General features: G+C 67.1%; 15 protein-coding genes. 4 read left to right on the forward strand and 11 right to left on the reverse strand.

Features of this window, described 5'->3' with window-relative positions; translation table 11 throughout:
• Nucleotides 1-35 precede the first annotated feature (35 nt).
• The 3 genes from ACZYZ3_RS08910 (at nt 36) to iolB (ending at nt 2,673) form a co-directional block, all read left to right on the forward strand.
• The gene (locus tag ACZYZ3_RS08910; RefSeq protein WP_463963466.1) at nt 36-839 is read left to right on the forward strand and encodes a gamma-glutamyl-gamma-aminobutyrate hydrolase family protein; all 804 of its coding nucleotides are present in this window, start codon (nt 36-38) and stop codon (nt 837-839) included.
• A gap of 131 nt (nt 840-970) precedes the next feature.
• Complete coding sequence (locus tag ACZYZ3_RS08915) at nt 971-1,711, forward strand: GntR family transcriptional regulator (protein WP_463963587.1); 741 nt, start codon at nt 971-973, stop codon at nt 1,709-1,711.
• Between the two features lie 65 nt (nt 1,712-1,776).
• A complete protein-coding gene (gene iolB / locus ACZYZ3_RS08920) occupies nt 1,777-2,673 on the forward strand; it encodes a 5-deoxy-glucuronate isomerase (RefSeq protein WP_463963467.1) in 897 nt (298 codons plus the stop codon).
• A gap of 156 nt (nt 2,674-2,829) precedes the next feature.
• On the opposite strand, the gene ACZYZ3_RS08925 is transcribed toward iolB, so the two are convergent.
• From ACZYZ3_RS08925 to ACZYZ3_RS08955, 7 genes are all read right to left on the reverse strand, one after another.
• A complete protein-coding gene (locus tag ACZYZ3_RS08925; protein ID WP_463963468.1) occupies nt 2,830-3,864 on the reverse strand; it encodes a Gfo/Idh/MocA family protein in 1,035 nt (344 codons plus the stop codon).
• Complete coding sequence (locus ACZYZ3_RS08930; protein WP_463963469.1) at nt 3,861-4,655, reverse strand: TIM barrel protein; 795 nt, start codon at nt 4,653-4,655, stop codon at nt 3,861-3,863. Before ACZYZ3_RS08930 ends, ACZYZ3_RS08925 begins: the two co-directional genes overlap by 4 nt.
• Nucleotides 4,655-5,803: a Gfo/Idh/MocA family oxidoreductase gene (locus ACZYZ3_RS08935; protein WP_463963470.1), complete on the reverse strand. Its 1,149-nt coding sequence runs from the start codon at nt 5,801-5,803 to the stop codon at nt 4,655-4,657. The genes ACZYZ3_RS08930 and ACZYZ3_RS08935 overlap by 1 nt, the downstream gene beginning before the upstream one ends.
• A gap of 169 nt (nt 5,804-5,972) precedes the next feature.
• Entirely contained in the window at nt 5,973-6,887 is a 915-nt protein-coding gene (locus tag ACZYZ3_RS08940; protein ID WP_463963471.1) for an ATP-binding cassette domain-containing protein, read from the reverse strand.
• 14 nt (nt 6,888-6,901) lie between these two features.
• Nucleotides 6,902-7,951, reverse strand: a complete 1,050-nt coding sequence (locus ACZYZ3_RS08945) for an ABC transporter permease (RefSeq protein ID WP_104173599.1) — start codon at nt 7,949-7,951, stop codon at nt 6,902-6,904.
• Between the two features lie 52 nt (nt 7,952-8,003).
• The gene (locus ACZYZ3_RS08950; protein WP_463963472.1) at nt 8,004-8,999 is read right to left on the reverse strand and encodes a substrate-binding domain-containing protein; all 996 of its coding nucleotides are present in this window, start codon (nt 8,997-8,999) and stop codon (nt 8,004-8,006) included.
• Between the two features lie 269 nt (nt 9,000-9,268).
• Entirely contained in the window at nt 9,269-10,534 is a 1,266-nt protein-coding gene (locus ACZYZ3_RS08955) for an MFS transporter (RefSeq protein ID WP_463963473.1), read from the reverse strand.
• Nucleotides 10,535-10,705: 171 nt separating this feature from the next.
• On the opposite strand from ACZYZ3_RS08955, the gene ACZYZ3_RS08960 reads away from it, so the two are divergent.
• A complete protein-coding gene (locus ACZYZ3_RS08960; protein ID WP_463963474.1) occupies nt 10,706-11,155 on the forward strand; it encodes a MarR family winged helix-turn-helix transcriptional regulator in 450 nt (149 codons plus the stop codon).
• A 92-nt stretch (nt 11,156-11,247) separates the two neighbouring features.
• Here ACZYZ3_RS08960 and ACZYZ3_RS08965 read toward each other — a convergent pair whose 3' ends face one another.
• From ACZYZ3_RS08965 to ACZYZ3_RS08980, 4 genes are all read right to left on the reverse strand, one after another.
• Nucleotides 11,248-12,120 carry a sugar phosphate isomerase/epimerase family protein gene (locus ACZYZ3_RS08965; RefSeq protein ID WP_463963475.1) on the reverse strand — a complete coding sequence of 291 codons (873 nt, stop codon included), beginning with the start codon at nt 12,118-12,120 and terminating at the stop codon, nt 11,248-11,250.
• An 84-nt stretch (nt 12,121-12,204) separates the two neighbouring features.
• On the reverse strand, nt 12,205-13,218 hold the full coding sequence (locus ACZYZ3_RS08970) for a Gfo/Idh/MocA family protein (RefSeq protein ID WP_463963476.1): 1,014 nt from the start codon (nt 13,216-13,218) through the stop codon (nt 12,205-12,207).
• Between the two features lie 27 nt (nt 13,219-13,245).
• On the reverse strand, nt 13,246-14,157 hold the full coding sequence (locus ACZYZ3_RS08975) for a sugar phosphate isomerase/epimerase family protein (RefSeq protein WP_463963477.1): 912 nt from the start codon (nt 14,155-14,157) through the stop codon (nt 13,246-13,248).
• A 150-nt stretch (nt 14,158-14,307) separates the two neighbouring features.
• Nucleotides 14,308-15,819, reverse strand: coding sequence for a CoA-acylating methylmalonate-semialdehyde dehydrogenase (locus tag ACZYZ3_RS08980; protein ID WP_463963478.1), 1,512 nt, complete (start codon nt 15,817-15,819; stop codon nt 14,308-14,310).
• Nucleotides 15,820-15,838 lie beyond the last annotated feature (19 nt).

Genomic DNA, 15,838 nt, shown 5'->3' on the forward strand with positions numbered 1-15,838 from the left:
GTTGCGATACAGAAGTTGTGTTGCAGAATAAAACCATGCAGACTCCACCCCGTGCCCGCAGCCCCCGGCCCCGCATCGGGATTCCCGTTCGGCTCAGCAGCTCCACGGACCCGGATCCACGGGTGGCTGAGGCCAATGCGCTCTTTGATTACATCGTGGAACTGGTGCGCGACGGCGGCGGCGAGCCGGTGCTGCTCAGGGCGCCCGGGGAGCCGCTTGACGGGCTCGACGGCGTCGTCCTACCGGGCGGCGGCGACCTTGACCCGCGGCTCTACGGCGAGGAACCCGGTGCCGCCTGCTACGACGTCAGCCACGCCCAGGACGAGCTGGATCTGGCCATTGCGCGGCGGTCGATCGACGCCGGGCTGCCCGTGTTCGGCGTCTGCCGCGGGCACCAGCTGCTCAATGTGCTCTACGGCGGAACGCTGATCCAGGACATGGATCCGGGGACCGTGGCGCACCGGGAAGCCGAGCCGGTGCACGGGGCCGGACCGTGGGCCTGGCATGAGGTCGCGGTCCAGGGCGGAAGCAGGGTTGCCAGCCTGTACGGCGGCGGTGGATCCGGTAGCACTGGCGACGGCGTTGCTGGCGACGGCGGCACGTCCCCAGCTGTCACGGTCAAGATCGCCTCCGGCCACCACCAGGCCGTCGCCCTGGTCGCTGGGGGACTCGTCGTGTCCGCCGTGGCCGGGGACGGGACGGTTGAGGCGCTGGAGGACCCGCAGCGCTGGGTGGCCTCCGTGCAGTGGCACCCCGAGGCCCTGGAACTCCCGGCCGAAGAGCGGCTGGCCCCGTTCCGCGCATTTGTTGAAGTGTGTCGCAGATCTCCCCTGGCCTGAAATGCCCTGCTACCATGGACTTAGGCAGTATGTCCTATCAAGCGAACATATGCGGAAGAACGTGACCGACGGCCCGACCTGGGCCCGGGTCCCGGGCACAAGGGAGCGCTTCATCAGTGGCAATTCAAAAAGTGGCGAATCAACTTAATCTCAACGTCGACCGGTCCTCGCCCGTGCCGCTCTACCACCAGGTGGTCCAGGGGATCGAGGCCGCGATCCACGGCGGGATCCTGCCGCCGGGCAGCCGGCTCGACAACGAGATCGACCTGGCCGCGCAGCTGAACCTCTCCCGCCCCACCATGCGCAAGGCCATGGACGAGCTGGTCCGCTCGGGCCTGCTGGTGCGCAAGCGCGGCGTCGGCACCCAGGTGGTCTCCAGCCAGGTCCGGCGCCCTCTCGAACTCTCCAGCCTGTTCGACGACCTCAGCAACAACGGGAGCAAGCCCACCACGGAGGTGCTGAGCTTTTCCCACGATGAGGCCGACACCGCCACCCGCACCGCACTCCAGATTCCCGCCGGCGCAAAGGTGTACCACTTCACCCGGCTCCGGAAGGTCGGCGGAAAACCGCTGGCGCTGATGGAAAACTGGGTGCGCGATGACATCACCCCCATCGACGAGGCGCTCCTGGGCTCACAGGGCCTCTATGCGATCCTCCGCAACGGCGGCGTGAACTTCCGGCTCGCCTCACAGCGGATCGGCGCCATGATCGCCAATGACTACCAGGCGTCCCTGCTGGAAACCACCCCGGGCTCGGCCCTTGTCACCATGGAGCGCACCGCCGTCGACGACACCGGCCGCCAGGTGGAGACCGGCCACCACGTCTACCGCGCGGATTCCTACAGCTTCGAAATGACGCTCGTCCAACGATAGTTACGACCTCCACCCCCGTCAGCATCCGCGCCTTCCTCCGGCGCGGCAACGAAAAGGCAGAACTCATGGCCAACTGGGTCTATCCGCTCGGCACCGCCGCCCAAGGCACCTGGGACGTCTCCCTGGGCACCTCCGATTCCACCCTGGCGGTGGACGGCTGGGCCCACACCGGGCTGAAGGTCGCCACGCTGGGGGCCGCGGCCGCCGTCGAACTTCCCGCCGCGGACGAGGAACGCATCGTGGTCCCGCTCAACGGGTCCTTCATGGTGTCCGTCGACGGCGCGGACTACCGGCTGGCCGGCCGGGAGAGCGTCTTCAGCGGCCCCAGCGACGTCCTCTACACGGGCACCGGCAAGGCCGTGACCATCACGTCGGCCGACGGCGGACGCGTCGCCGTGGCCACGGCCCCGGCCAAGGCTTCCTACCCGACGCGCCTGATCACCGCCGCGGAGACTCCAGTCGAACTGCGCGGAGCCGGCAACTGCTCCCGCCAGGTCCACAATTTCGGGACCCCCGCCGCGCTGGAAGCGGACCGCTTCATCGTCTGCGAGGTCCTGACCCCGGCCGGCAACTGGTCTTCCTACCCCCCGCACAAGCACGACGAGGAGAAGGACGGCGAGACCAGTCTCGAGGAGATCTACTACTTCGAGACCCGGGTCTCCCCCGGCGCTCCGGCCCGGCCGGGAGCGGACGACGCGATCGGCTACCAGCGCGTGTATGCCTCGGACGAGCGGCCCATCGATGTCTCCGCGGAGGTGCGGACCGGCGACGTGGTCCTGGTGCCCTACGGATGGCACGGCCCGGCCATGGCCGCCCCGGGTTACGACCTGTATTACCTCAACGTGATGGCGGGCCCCGGCCCGGTCCGCGACTGGCTCATCAGCGACGACCCGCACCACGGCTGGATCCGCCAGACCTGGGAAGGCCAGGACCTGGACCCGCGGCTGCCCTTCGGCGCCTGAGGGCAGCGCGCGTCCGTACACAGCCGCGCAGTCCGGACAGGACCGCGCAACCAGACAACCGCGCAACCAGACAAAAGAACCCCGGGACCAGTTCGTTGGGCCCCGGGGTTCTTTTGGAACTCCACCCCGGTGACGGAACCGGGGTGGAGCGTCCTTTCAGCCGGCCACGGTCTGAACCACGCGGACCGGCACACCGGTCGCCAGGGATTCCTGGGCGGCATCGGCCACGCGGGAGGCGGCCACGGCATCCTCCGGCCTGCAGGGGTTATCCCGGCGGCCCAGGATCAGCTCGACGAAGGCAGCCATCTCGGACCGGTAGGCCGTCTCAAACCGTTCGGCGAAGGTCCGGTGCGGCTCCCCTGCCGGGAAGGAGACCCCGGCTTCGGCCGAGGCCAGCGCCGCTTTGTCGTCCAGGCCGACCATGAGCGAGCTCCGGGAGCCCTGGATTTCCAGCCGCACATCGTGGCCCGCCCCGTTGTAGCGCGTGGCCGAGACGGTTCCCACGGTGCCGTCGTCGAAGGTCACCAGCGCGAGGGCGGTGTCCACGTCGCCGGCCTCCCCGATCGCCGGGTCCCCGTTGTTGGAGCCCCGGGCGTAGACCTCGACGATTTCCCGGCCGGTGAGCCAGCGCAGGATGTCGAAGTCGTGGACCGAGCAGTCCCGGAACAGCCCGCCGGAACTGGCCAGGAACTCGACCGGCGGCGGCGCCATATCGCAGGTGACGGCGCGCAGCGAGTGGATCCAGCCCAGTTCCCCGGCCTGGTAGGCGCGCCGGGCTTCCTGGTATCCGGCGTCGAAACGTCGCTGGTGGCCGATCTGGACGACGCCGTTCCGATCCCGGATGTAGTCGAGCACAGGCAGGGCGTCCGCCACGTTCAGGGCGACGGGTTTCTCGCAGAACACCGGGATGCCGGCGTCCACCCCGGCTTTGATCAGCTCCGGGTGGGTCCCGGTTCCGGTGGCGATGACGAGCCCGTCCAGCCCGGACGCGAGGAGCGCCTCAACGGAGGGCAGGAACTCGGCACCGAGCCCGGCAGCTATGCCCCGGGCGTGGTCCGCGGCGACGTCCGTGAGCCGGAGCCGGACATTGATGCCCTGCGGATTGAGGACGCCGTTGAGCGCGGCGATGTTGTTGGCGTGCATGACGCCGATCCGCCCCACCCCGACCAGTCCCAGGATGACGTTTTTCATACTCCTACTTTCGTGTGTAGTGCGGGCACGGTAAATGCCGCGCGGAAGGCCGCCAGTGCCGCGTCGCTGTCGCCGCTTGCCCAGGCTTCCATGCCCACGGTCCCGTCGTAGCCGGCCTCCGCGAGGACGCGGGCGACGGCAGCGTAGTTGATTTCCCCGGTCCCGGGTTCGCAGCGCCCCGGAACATCCGCCACCTGGATTTCGCCGAGGTACGGCAGGGCGCTCCGGACGAGCTCGATCAGGTTCCCCTCCCCCATTTGGGCGTGGTACAGGTCAAGCATGAGCCTGGCGTTCGGGTGCCCGGCGGCCTGCACGAGCGCCAGGGTGTCCTTGGCGCGGCCGAGCGGGATGCCGGGGTGGTCGAGGATGGTGTTGAGGTTCTCGAGGCAGAACGTCACCCCGTATTTTTCGCCGAGCCTGCCGAGCCGTTCCAGGGTCCGGGCACCGGTGGTCCACATGTGGCCGCTGGACCGGTAGACCGGTCGGGCCGCCTGGCCGTCGATGAGTTCCGCCGGATGCACCACCATCCGGCTTAGACCCAGCTCCAGGGCGGTCGGGATGAGCGACTCCGCCGTCCGCACCACCTCGTCCGCCGTGTCGGGATCCACCAGGCTGCCGGAGGTATACCCGGTCATGGAGGAAAACACGGCCCCGGTGGCCTTGAGCGCGCCGATGTCCTTGGTCCGCGAATCCCAGAGTTCGACGTCGAAGCCGGCCTCGTGGATCCGGCGCACCCGTTCCGTGAACGGCAACTCGGTGAAGACCATTTCGGCGCAGACGGCCAGGCGCATCAGAGGACTGCCGTCTTGTTGACGGCGACCGTGTTGACGGGCACTGTGTTGACGGCCACCGTGCTCACGGTGACTGTATTGACGGCCACCGGAGTGCCGCGCTTGACCGATTCGATGCAGGCCAGCGCCACGGCCAGCGCGCGCCGGGCATCCGCTGCGCCGGGCGTCAGCGAGTAAGCGGTCGACGACGGCGCCGTACCGTCCCGGCGCGCGCGCACGGCGTCGGTGAAGTCGACGAGTTCGTCCGTGTAGGCCTGCCGGAAGAGCTCGACGTTAAGCCGCGGCGTGTCGGCCGACATCCCGTCGGCGGTGTAGCGGCGGGCCGCGGTTTCCGTGGCCCGCCCGGCCTGCACCATGCCTTTGGAGCCGAAGACTTCCCCGCGGATGTCGTAGCCGTAGAGGGCGCTGAAGTTTGCCTCGGCCACCGCGATGGCACCGTTGCTGTAGCGGATGGTCACCACTGCCGTGTCCAGGAAGCCCTGGTCGCGCAGTCCGGGTTCCACCAGCGCGTCGGCAATGGCGTAGACCTCCACCGGTTCGGCGCCTTCGTTGAACCAGTTCAGGGTGTCGAAGTCGTGGATCAGGGTTTCCAGGAAGACGGTCCCCGCCGGGACCCTGGCCGCGTTTGGAATGCTTCCCGTGCCCGGATCCCGGGTCAGTGAGCGCAACAGTTGCGGCGACCCCGCGATGCCGGCGGCGAGGTCCTTCTTCGCGGCCCGGAAGTCCTCCGCGTACCGGCGGTTAAAGCCAATCTGGAAGTGCACGCCGCCGGCCTCCACGGCGGCCAGGGCGGCATCGAGCTCGTCGAGCCCCAGGCCGGCGGGCTTCTCGCAGAACACGTGCTTTCCGGCGGCGGCGGCCTGGGCGATTAGCGAGGAGTGGAAGCGCGCCGGGCTTGCGATGATTACGGCGTCGATCTCCGGGTCGGCCAGGATGTCGGCGGCGTCGGCCGTCACCTTGCCGGCGCCCAGGACGGAGGCGAGCGCCGCGGCGGACTCCACGTTGGGGTCAGCGATGGCCGCGAGCTCGGCGCCGGGGACCCTGCGGGCGATGCTCTCGGCGTGGAAGGCGCCCATCCAGCCCGAGCCGATGAGCCCGATCCGCACGGGCAGGGGAAGGTCGGCGGAGTCCCGCTTCAGGTAAGCCATGGGCTTGTCCTTTCGATTGTTCACAACTTTGTGAGGGTGGAGCCGGTCCGCTGCGGGACCGAGGTCTCCGCGCAGCGGCTCGGCCGGCGCAGGACGCCGGCGAAGGAAAGCCCTGCGCAGGAAAGAGCAGGGCCGTGCCCGGTCGGGCGGCCCTGCTCCCCCGGGGCTGCTAGTAGGTCTTGCCGGTCGTCTGCGCCACCCCGGCCACTTCGCCCTGGACTTCCTTGACCACGTCGCCGTGGCCGCCGAGCTGTTCGAGTTCGTGGGCGAGTTCTGCGAGTTCAGCACCGCCGGCCATCTGCGCCGTGAGCTCGTCGAGGGTGATGTCCTTCTTGTCGTAGTAGCCGATCGACTTGCCGCGTTTGAGCAGCAGGAACCGGTCGCCGACGGGGAAAGCGTGGTGCGGGTTGTGGGTGATGAAGATGACGCCGAGGCCGCGGTCGCGGGCCTGCAGGATGTAGCGGAGCACCACGCCGGACTGCTTCACGCCCAGGGCCGCAGTGGGCTCGTCCAGGATCAGGACCTTCGCGCCGAAGTACACGGCCCGGGCGATCGCGACGCACTGGCGTTCACCGCCGGAGAGCTGGCCGATGGGCTGTTCCACGTCGCGGAGGTCGATGCCCATCTCGGCCAGTTCCTTGAGCGTGATCTCCTTCATCTGCTCGACGTCCATGCTCTTGAACGGGCCGAAGCCGGACGTCAGTTCCGAGCCGAGGAAGAAGTTCCGCCAGATCGGCATCAGCGGGACGACGGCGAGGTCCTGGTAGACGGTCGCGATACCGGCGTCCAGGGCGTCGCGGGGGGAGGAGAATTTCCGTTCCTCGCCCATGATGTTCATGACCCCGGCGTCGTGCTGGTGCAGGCCGGCGATGATCTTGATCAGCGTGGATTTGCCGGCGCCGTTGTCGCCCAGGACGCAGGTGACGCGGCCGTTGTCCACGGCCATCGTGACGTCGGAGAGGGCGATGATGTTGCCGTAGTGCTTGCCGACGCCCTCGAGGGAGAGCAGGTGGACGGGGGTGTGGGTGAGGGGGTCTTTTTCGTTCTGGAGCAGCGTTTGCTGGTCGATTTCTTTGGCATTCATTTCTCTAAGCCCCTTTACTTGAGTTCCGCGCGGCGCTTGACGATGAGGTTGACGATGGTGGCCAGCAGCAGCATCAGGCCCAGGAAGAACTTGAACCAGTCCGGATTCCACTGCGCATAGACGATGCCCTTGTTGGCCATGCCGAAGATGAACGCGCCGATCGCGCCGCCGATCGCCGAACCGTAGCCGCCGGTCAGGAGACAGCCGCCGATGACTGCGGCGATGATGTAGAGGAACTCGTTCCCCACGCCTTCACCGGACTGCACGGTGTCGAAGGCGAAGAGGTTGTGCATGCCCAGGATCCAGCCGCAGAACCCCACGCCCATGAACAGGCCGATCTTGGTGGCCTTGACCGGCACGCCCACGGCGCGGGCCGCGTTCTCGTCCCCGCCGACGGCGAAGATCCAGTTCCCGACCCGGGTACGCATCAGCACCCAGGTGGCCACCGCGACGAGCGCGATCCAGATGAACACCGTAATTTTGACATCGACGCCGCCGATGGACACCGAGGAGGCGAACACCGCCCGAGCCGAGGCGAAGCCGTCCATGTTGGAGATCGACGGGGAGGACACCGAGCCGCCGATCAGGCGGGTCAGGCCCAGGTTCAGGCCGGTCAGCATCAGGAAAGTGGCCAGGGTGACGATGAAGCTGGGCAATTTGGTCTTCATCAGGATCCATCCGTTGATGTAGCCAATGCCCAGCGACACCACCAGGGCCAGGAGGACACCGACCCAGACGTTCGTGCTGAAGTACCAGCTGAACATCGACGCCGTCAGCGCCGAGGAGATCACGGCCACACCGGTGGAAAGGTCGAACTCCCCGCCGATCATCAGCAAGGACACCCCCACGGCCATGATCCCAATGGTGGAACTGCCGTACAGAATGGTCGCCAGGGCGCTGGGCTGGGTGAAGGTCGGGGAAACCGCCGCGAAGAAGATGAAGAGGACGATCGCGCCCACCAGGGCACCGACCTCGGGACGTCCGAGAAGCTTCTGGAACGGACTGCGCTTGGCGACGCGCTCATCGGGCGCCGGTGACTTTGTCTTGGTTTGGGTCATGGTCATGATAGATCTCCTTGCTGCCGGGCAGGCCTTGACCAGCCCGGCCAGCGGGCTGTTAGCGGATACCCTGCTGGGCGAAGGTCAGGACCTCGGCCGCATTTGACTTGTCAACGAGGCTCGGTCCGGTGAGGACCGACTGGCCGCCGCCAATACTGAATCCTCCGCGCTTGTTCTGCCACAGCGCGTCAACGGCTCCGTAGCCCTGCAGCCACGGTTGCTGGTCCACGGTAAACAGAACTGCACCATCCACGATCTTCTGGGCGAGATCCGCGTTCAGGTCGAAACTTGCAACCTTGGCAGAGCTGCCGGCGTCCGTGACCGACTTGAGGAGAGTCAGGGTGATGGGGGCGCCGAGGCCGATGATGACATCGGCATCATTGGTCGCCTGAAGCTTGGCTGTCGCGGTGGACTGGACGGAGGTCATGTCCTTGCCCTCGACGTAGAGGATCTCCGTTCCAGGCACCTTCGCCTTGACACCGGCGCAACGTGCTTCAAGTCCGACGTGGCCCTGCTCCTGGATCACGCAGACCGGATGTTTGAAGTTCTCCGCCGCGAGCCTCGCACCGACGGCCTCTCCGGCGAGTTGCTCGTTGGAACCGAAGTGCGTGAAAGCCCCCAGCTGGGTGGCGACCGATTCGCCGGCGTTGAGGCTGACGATCGGGATTCCCGCGTCGGTAGCCTTCTGCAGGGCGTCTTTTAGGGCTTCGGGCTTGGCGAGCGTGACCGCGATGCCGTCGACCTTCTGGTCGATAGCCTGCTGGATGAGCTGGGCCTGACGCCCGGCTTCGGGATCGGACGTGTAAAGGAGCTCAACGTTGTCCTTCGCCGATGCCTCCTCGGCGCCCTTGCGAACGATGTCCCAGAAGGTGTCCCCTGCTGCGGCGTGGGTAATCAGGGCAATCTTCATCCGCTCCGTCGTGGCGACCTGACCGCCGCCGGCCGCGTTGCCGGAATCCGCGGGCTTTCCGCCGGTGCTTGAACATGCACTCATTGCCAGCATGGGCACAACCGCCGCCACCAGGGTCGCCTTGCGCCAGGAAAATTTAGCCACCGTGAATCTCCTTTGATTTCAGCTCCGGGCTGCTACCTTGCAGCCGCCGGAATAATGCCTACTTCGATCATGGTGATTTAGCTCACGCATGTCAATAGTTTGTCCTGACATTAGGATGTAATCACGTAATTAAGGCCATCGCGGGCGTAAAGAATCGCCGGTTCGCGCGGGTTGTGCGGGGCGGGGACCGGCGTCCACAAACGACGACGACGACGGCAGCCGGGGGGCCGCCGTCGACGTCGTTAGAATCCACCATGCGATCGTCGCCGCTAGGCCCGCTGGAGCTCCACACGTTCCCGCTCGCCGTCCACACCGGCGCCGCCGTCGTGCCCGGCGGCCTGCCCGCCGTCGCGTCCGGCGTCGTGCCGCTTCGCGGCCCCCGCCGCGAACACCATAACGCCCAGGCCCAGCAGGGTGATCCCGGCGCCGGCCCAGATGGGTGAGGTGTAGCCGAGGCCGGCGGTGATGGTCACGCCACCCATCCATGCGCCGAGCGCGTTGCCCACGTTGAAGGCTCCGATGTTGGCGCCGGAGGCCAGGGTGGGGGCGGTCGTGGCGTACTTCATGACGCGCATCTGCAGCCCGGGGACCGTGGCGAAGCCGAAGCCGCCCAGCAGCACCATTGAGGCGATGGTCATCGGCTGGCTGGCGGCGGTGAGGGCGAAGACCACGAGGACTACCACCAGCACGGCGAGCGCCACGAGCAGGGTGCGGTCCACGTTCCGGTCCGCCGCTTTACCGCCCACGGTGTTGCCGATGAAGAGGCCCACGCCGAAGAGGATGAGCAACCACGGCACGGTGGAGGCGGAGAACCCGGTGACCTCGGTGAGGGTGAAGGCGATGTAGGTGAAGGCGCCGAACATGCCGCCGTAGCCCAGGATTGTGACCAGAATGGAAAGCCAGACCTGGCCGGAGCGGAAAGCACGCAGTTCCCCGCGCAGCCCGCCGGAGGCAGAACCGGAGGCAGAACCATCGCCTGCCTGGCCCGATTCGGCTTTCGGAACCAGGGTGACGATGCCGACCAGAGCGAGCACACCAATGCCCGTGATCGCCCAGAAGGTGGACCGCCAGCCGGCGGCCTGGCCCAGCATCGTACCGAAGGGAACGCCCAGGACGTTGGCAGCCGTGAGCCCGGTGAACATAATGGCGATCGCGCCGGCTTTTTTGCTGGGGGCGACCATGCTGGCGGCGACCACCGCGCCGATGCCGAAGAACGCGCCGTGCGCGAGTGCCGCGATGATGCGGCCGATCATCATCAGCAAGTAGTCGGGCGCAACGGCGGAGACCAGGTTGCCGGCAATGAACAGCACCATCAGCACGGCCAGCACGGGCTTGCGCTCGAAGCGCGTCACGGCGGCGGTCAGGAGCAGGGCCCCAACGACGACGGCGAGCGCGTAGCCGGAGATGAGCCAGCCCGCCATGGCCTCGCTGACCTGGAAGTCCGCGGCCACTTCCGGCAGCAGGCCCATGATGACGAATTCGGTGAGTCCGATCCCGAACCCGCCGAGGGCGAGTGCTATCAGGCCGATTGGCATGGAAGAGCTCCTTCAAAACTGTACGGAAAGAAAAGCGAAGCGTAAGCTATTAGTTGCAGACGCGTTGTTTATTGTTGCACAAGCAACTATGCCGCGCAAGCAACTAATTTGTGGACTGTCTACGTTCCGGGGTTTTCGGGGCAGGACGGGCTGATCTGAAGGGAAGAACTGATGGGCATCAAGGACGACGCCGTCGAGGTCCGGGCACAAGGCTGGCGGACTCTGGCGGCCCTGCACGGACTGATCGAGGCGGAGCTGGAGCGCTCGCTGCAGGCTGTGGCGCAACTGTCCGTCGTGGAGTACACCGTGCTGGATGCGCTGAGCCGCCAGGACGGCTGGCACATGCGGATGCAGCAGCTGGCGCGCGCCACCGCGCTGAGTGCCAGCGCCACCACACGGCTGGTCAACCGGCTGGAGGACCGCGGCCTGCTGACCCGGATCCTGTGCGCCGATGACCGCCGCGGGATTTACACCGAACTCACGCCCAGCGGCATCAACCTGCTGGAGGAGGCCCGGCCCAGCCATGACGCCACGCTGGAGCGTGCGCTGGCCGAGGCGCAGGAGGTGCCGGAACTGGCGCCCCTGGTTGACGCGCTCCCGAAGCTGCACGCGCACGTGTAGCGCCGCCCGGTTTCCGGACAAGAACACAGCCCTGCCCCGCGTGGAACCGCGGGGCAGGGCTTTGTGCTGATACCGCTATGCGGTGGCGGCCGCTACCGGGCTTTTTCGATGTAGTTGTTCATCGTGTCCAGCTGGTAGCGGGAGACCTCGGCGGCGTTGTCGTCCTCGGCGAAGACGCTGGAGACCATCACGGTGTCCTCCCGGTCGAGGAAGCCGATTTCCTTGAGACCGCCGAAGAACTCGTCCCAGTTGACGTCGCCGTCGCCGATTTTCAGGTGCTGGTGCACCCGGACCGGGTTTCCGGGCGGGTTGGTGATGTACCGCAGCCCGTGCGAGGCGTGGTGGTCCATGGTGTCCGCGACGTGGACCAGGCGGAGCTTGTCCCCCGCGGCGCGCATGATGTCCAGTGGCGCGTTCTGCATGTGGAAGCTGTGCGAGGCGACGTAGACCAGGCCGACGTTTTTGGAGTTCAGGCCGCGGATCACCCGGATCGCGGCCAGGCCCTCCTCGACGAAGTCGTCCGGGTGCGGGTCGATCAGCAGGTCGATGCCAACGCGTTCGATGATCGGCAGGAGTTCCTCCATGGAGCGGTAGAACGCGCGCTCGGATTCCTCCGCCTTCTCGGGGCGTCCGCTGAATTCGGTGTTCATGGTGCTGACGCCGAGGTCCACGGCGATCTGGATGGCACGCTTCCAGTACCGGACGGCCGCTTCGCGGGCGTCCTCATCCGGGCCGGACCAGCGCAGCACCGGCAGGACCGAGGCGATTTCGATCCCGGCGTCCTTGCAGGCCCTGGCCAGCTGGCCCACCAGTTCGTCATCGGCTTTGGGGTGGTTGTAGAACGGGATGAAATCGGCGTGCGGGGTCATCTGCATGTACTTGTAGCCGAGGTCCGCCACCACCCGGGGAAACTCCAGCAGGCTGTGCGAGTGGTGGAAGGGCGTTGGGTCAAGTGCGATTTTCACGTAGGACACTCCATTGTGGATCAGTCAGGGTGTGCGTGGGACGGGACGGAACGGGAGGGGGCCGCGGCCCCCAACACGTTCGTCCTAGCGGTAGAGGTCAGGCTTGGCATTCAGCTTCACGGCGACCTTTTCGCCGGTCTTCTGCGCCTCGACACCGGCCTCGCAGCAGGCGGCGGTGGCGTATCCGTCCCAGGCCGTCGGGCCGCCGATTTCACCGCGCAGGGCAGCGTCCACCCAGGACTGGATCTCGACGTCGTAGGCGGCGCCGAAACGCTCCTCGAAGCCCGGGGTGACGGTCCCGCCCCAGCGGCCGTTGCTGCGGGTGTACGGGCCCTGGTCCCCGCCGATGCTGACAACGCCGTCCTCGAAGGAGGCCTGCGTGGCCACCTCGTAGCCGAACTTGGCGTTGACGTAGATCTCGACGTCGGCAAGGACGCCGGATTCGGTTTCGATCAGCACGTGCTGCGGGTCGTGCTGGCCGGCCGGTGCGTTCCGGGTGGCCTTGCCGAGGCGGACCTGGACGGAGGTGATTTCCTCGCCGGTAAAGTAGCGGATCGCGTCGAATTCGTGGACCACGGAGTCGTTGATCAGCATCTCGTTGGTGAATCCGGGCGGGGTGGTGGGGTTGCGGTGCTGGTGGTGGAGCATCAGCAGCTCGCCGAGTTCGGAGTCGCTGATGATCTTTCCAAGGGCGGCGTATTCGGCGTCGAAGCGGCGCATGAAGCCGACTTGGATGCGCTGGTGGCCCAGCTTCTGCTCGGCCTCGACAATCTTCCAGGAGGTCTCGGCGTCGGGGGTGAGCGGCTTCTCGCAGAGGATCGGGATGTCCTTGGCGATCGCCCTGAGCAGGATGTCCTCGTGCAGGAAGCCGGGGGTGGCGATCAGCACAGCGTTGACGTCGCCGTTGTTCAGCGCCTCGTCGGCGTCGGCCAGGGCGACGGCGCCCGGGATGCCTTCGATGGCGGCCTGCGCACGGGGCAGGTCGACGTCGACGACGGCGGCAACTTCCGCGCCGTGGATGCGGGTGTTGAGCCGCTGGATGTGGTCTGCGCCCATACGGCCGGCGCCGATGACAGCTACGCGGAGGGTCTTGGTCATGGTCTTGTCCTCAGTTCTGGTTGACGTCTAGTTGACGGCGGTGCGGGAGCCGCAGGAAAGCAGGTAGTTCCGGGTGCGCTTGGCGATCGGCATCGGGACGTCGAAGGCCACGGGGTACATGTCCTGCTCCACGATGCCAAAGATCGGCCGGTTCAGCGCCTCGACGGCCTCGATGACGGCGCGCAGGTCCGGCAGTCCGTTCGGCGGTTCGGTCATCACGCCGGCCAGGTTGGCGGCGGCCCAGGTCATGTTTTCCTCGTTGACTCGTCGGAGGATGTCCGGGTTGATCTGCTTGAGGTGCAGGTAGCCGATCCGGTCAGGGTAGTTCTTGATCAGCTCCAGGCTGGAGGCGCCGCAGTACTCGGCGTGCCCGGTGTCCAGGCACAGGTTGAGGTACTTGGAGTCCGTGGCGGCGAGCAGGGTCTCGATGTCCTCCTGCGCGCCGACGTGGGAGTCTGCGTGGGAGTGGAACTGCTGCTTCAGGCCGAAGTCCTCCAGCAGGGTCTTGCCGAGGCGGTTGTGCCCGGCGAAGAGGTCGGTCCACGCCTTTTCGGTGAGTTCGCCGCTTTCCACCGCCTCGCCGGTGACGTCGTCGCGCCACATCGCGGGGATGACCACGATGTGTTCCCCGCCCATCGCGGCGGTGAGTTCGGCGACCCTGCGGGCCGGTTCCCACGCGGTTTCCCACTGGTCCAGGCCGCGGTGAAAGGCGGTGAACACGGTGCCGGCCGAGATCTGCAGGTCGCGGGCCTTGAGCTCCTCGGCGAGCCGGGCGGGGTCGGTGGGGAGGTAGCCGTAGGGGCCGAGCTCGATCCATTTGTAACCGGATTCGGCGACTTCGTCGAGGAAGCGTTCCCACGGGGTCTGCTTGGGGTCATCCGCGAACCAGACGCCCCAGGAGTCCGGCGCGGTGCCGATAATCAGCTTGTTCTCAGTCATTGCCATTCCTTCTCATCGATTGCTCCGCAGGTGCCGTTTTGGACGCTCAAAACGGCGGTTGCGGAGCAGTCGATGGTGGGTAGTAGTCGGGTGGGCCCACGCCGCCAGGGTCCCCTGGCCGAGCTTGCGAGGCTAGGGAGGCGGTGGGGACTAGTTGGACGGGAAATTGTAGGAGGCGCCGGAGGCGTGGGTGGGTTCGGGCCAGCGTGAGGTGACCACCTTGCCGCGGGTGTAGAAGGACACTCCCTCCGGGCCGTACATGTGCTTGTCGCCGAAGAGCGAGGCCTTCCAGCCGCCGAAGGAGTGGTACGCCACCGGGACGGGCAGCGGCACGTTGATGCCGATCATGCCCACGGTGACGGAGCGCTGGAACTTGCGGGCGTTCGCGCCGGAGGAGGTGAAGATGGCGGTGCCGTTGCCGTAGGGGTTGGCGTTGATCAGCGCGATGCCGGCGTCCAGGTCCTCGACGCGGACGACGACGAGGACGGGTCCGAAGATTTCCTCGCTGTAGGCGGTCATTTCGGTCTTGACGTGGTCCAGGACGGTGGGGCCGACCCAGAAGCCGTCCTCGTGGCCGGGGACAACGAGGTCGCGGCCGTCCACCACCATCGCAGCTCCCGCGGCTTCGGCTTCGGTGACGATCCGCACGATGCGGTCCTTGGACGCCGGGGTGATGACCGGGCCCATTTCGGAGTCGGGCACGGTGCCGTTGTTGACCTTGACGGCGAGGGCGCGTTCTTCGACCTTCTTGACCAGCAGGTCGGCGGCCTCGCCGACGGCGACGGCGACGGAGATGGCCATGCAGCGTTCCCCGGCGGAGCCGAAGGCGGCGGCGGCGAGGTGGTCCGCGGCGTTGTCGAGGTCTGCGTCGGGCATGATGATGGCGTGGTTTTTCGCCCCGCCCAGGGCCTGGACGCGTTTGCCGTGCTTGGTGGCGGTCTCGTGGACGTACTGGGCGATCGGGGTGGAGCCGACGAAGGAGATGCCGTCCACGTCCGGGTGGGTCAGGAGGCCTTCGACGGTTTCCTTGTCGCCGTGCAGGACCTGGAAGACGCCGTCGGGCAGGCCCGCGTCCTTCCACAGCTTGGCCAGCAGCATCGAGGCGGAGGGGTCCCGCTCGGAGGGCTTGAGGATGAAGGCGTTGCCGGTGGCGATCGCCATCGGCGCCATCCACAGCGGCACCATAACCGGGAAGTTGAAGGGCGTGATTCCGGCGACGACGCCGAGCGGTTCGCGGAACGAGAACACGTCGATGCCGGTGGAGACCTGGTCCGAGTAGTCGCCCTTGAGTAGCTGCGGGATGCCGCAGGCGAATTCGATGACCTCCAGGCCGCGGCCGATTTCGCCCTTGGCGTCGGAGAGGACCTTGCCGTGCTCGGCGGTGATCAGTTCGGCGAGTTCATCGACGTGGGCCGCGACGAGTTCGCGGAATTTGAACAGCACACCGGTGCGCTTGGCGAGGGAGATGTCGCCCCAGGAATCGGCGGCGGCGCGGGCCGCGGCGACGGTGGCGTCCAGGTCCGCCCGGTTGGCCAGCCGCAGCTCTGCGGTGACGGCGCCGGTGGCGGGGTTGTAGACGGGCTGGGTGCGGGTGCCAACGCCTGCGGACTCGACGCCGTTGATGAAGTGGTGGATGGTTTTGGTGGTGGTGAGGGTGGTCATGGGAATGTCCTTGGGGGTT

This window comes from Pseudarthrobacter linnaei, from assembly GCF_055412825.1.

What these genes read in the sequence shown, in the direction of transcription:
- ACZYZ3_RS08910 (WP_463963466.1), top strand. Translation starts at nt 36, where the DNA reads ATGCAGACTCCACCCCGTGCCCGCAGCCCCCGGCCCCGCATCGGGATT.
- iolB (WP_463963467.1), top strand. Translation starts at nt 1,777, where the DNA reads ATGGCCAACTGGGTCTATCCGCTCGGCACCGCCGCCCAAGGCACCTGG.
- ACZYZ3_RS08925 (WP_463963468.1), bottom strand. Translation starts at nt 3,864, where the DNA reads ATGAAAAACGTCATCCTGGGACTGGTCGGGGTGGGGCGGATCGGCGTC.
- ACZYZ3_RS08930 (WP_463963469.1), bottom strand. Translation starts at nt 4,655, where the DNA reads ATGCGCCTGGCCGTCTGCGCCGAAATGGTCTTCACCGAGTTGCCGTTC.
- ACZYZ3_RS08935 (WP_463963470.1), bottom strand. Translation starts at nt 5,803, where the DNA reads ATGGCTTACCTGAAGCGGGACTCCGCCGACCTTCCCCTGCCCGTGCGG.
- ACZYZ3_RS08940 (WP_463963471.1), bottom strand. Translation starts at nt 6,887, where the DNA reads ATGAATGCCAAAGAAATCGACCAGCAAACGCTGCTCCAGAACGAAAAA.
- ACZYZ3_RS08945 (WP_104173599.1), bottom strand. Translation starts at nt 7,951, where the DNA reads ATGACCATGACCCAAACCAAGACAAAGTCACCGGCGCCCGATGAGCGC.
- ACZYZ3_RS08955 (WP_463963473.1), bottom strand. Translation starts at nt 10,534, where the DNA reads ATGCCAATCGGCCTGATAGCACTCGCCCTCGGCGGGTTCGGGATCGGA.
- ACZYZ3_RS08960 (WP_463963474.1), top strand. Translation starts at nt 10,706, where the DNA reads ATGGGCATCAAGGACGACGCCGTCGAGGTCCGGGCACAAGGCTGGCGG.
- ACZYZ3_RS08970 (WP_463963476.1), bottom strand. Translation starts at nt 13,218, where the DNA reads ATGACCAAGACCCTCCGCGTAGCTGTCATCGGCGCCGGCCGTATGGGC.
- ACZYZ3_RS08975 (WP_463963477.1), bottom strand. Translation starts at nt 14,157, where the DNA reads ATGACTGAGAACAAGCTGATTATCGGCACCGCGCCGGACTCCTGGGGC.
- ACZYZ3_RS08980 (WP_463963478.1), bottom strand. Translation starts at nt 15,819, where the DNA reads ATGACCACCCTCACCACCACCAAAACCATCCACCACTTCATCAACGGC.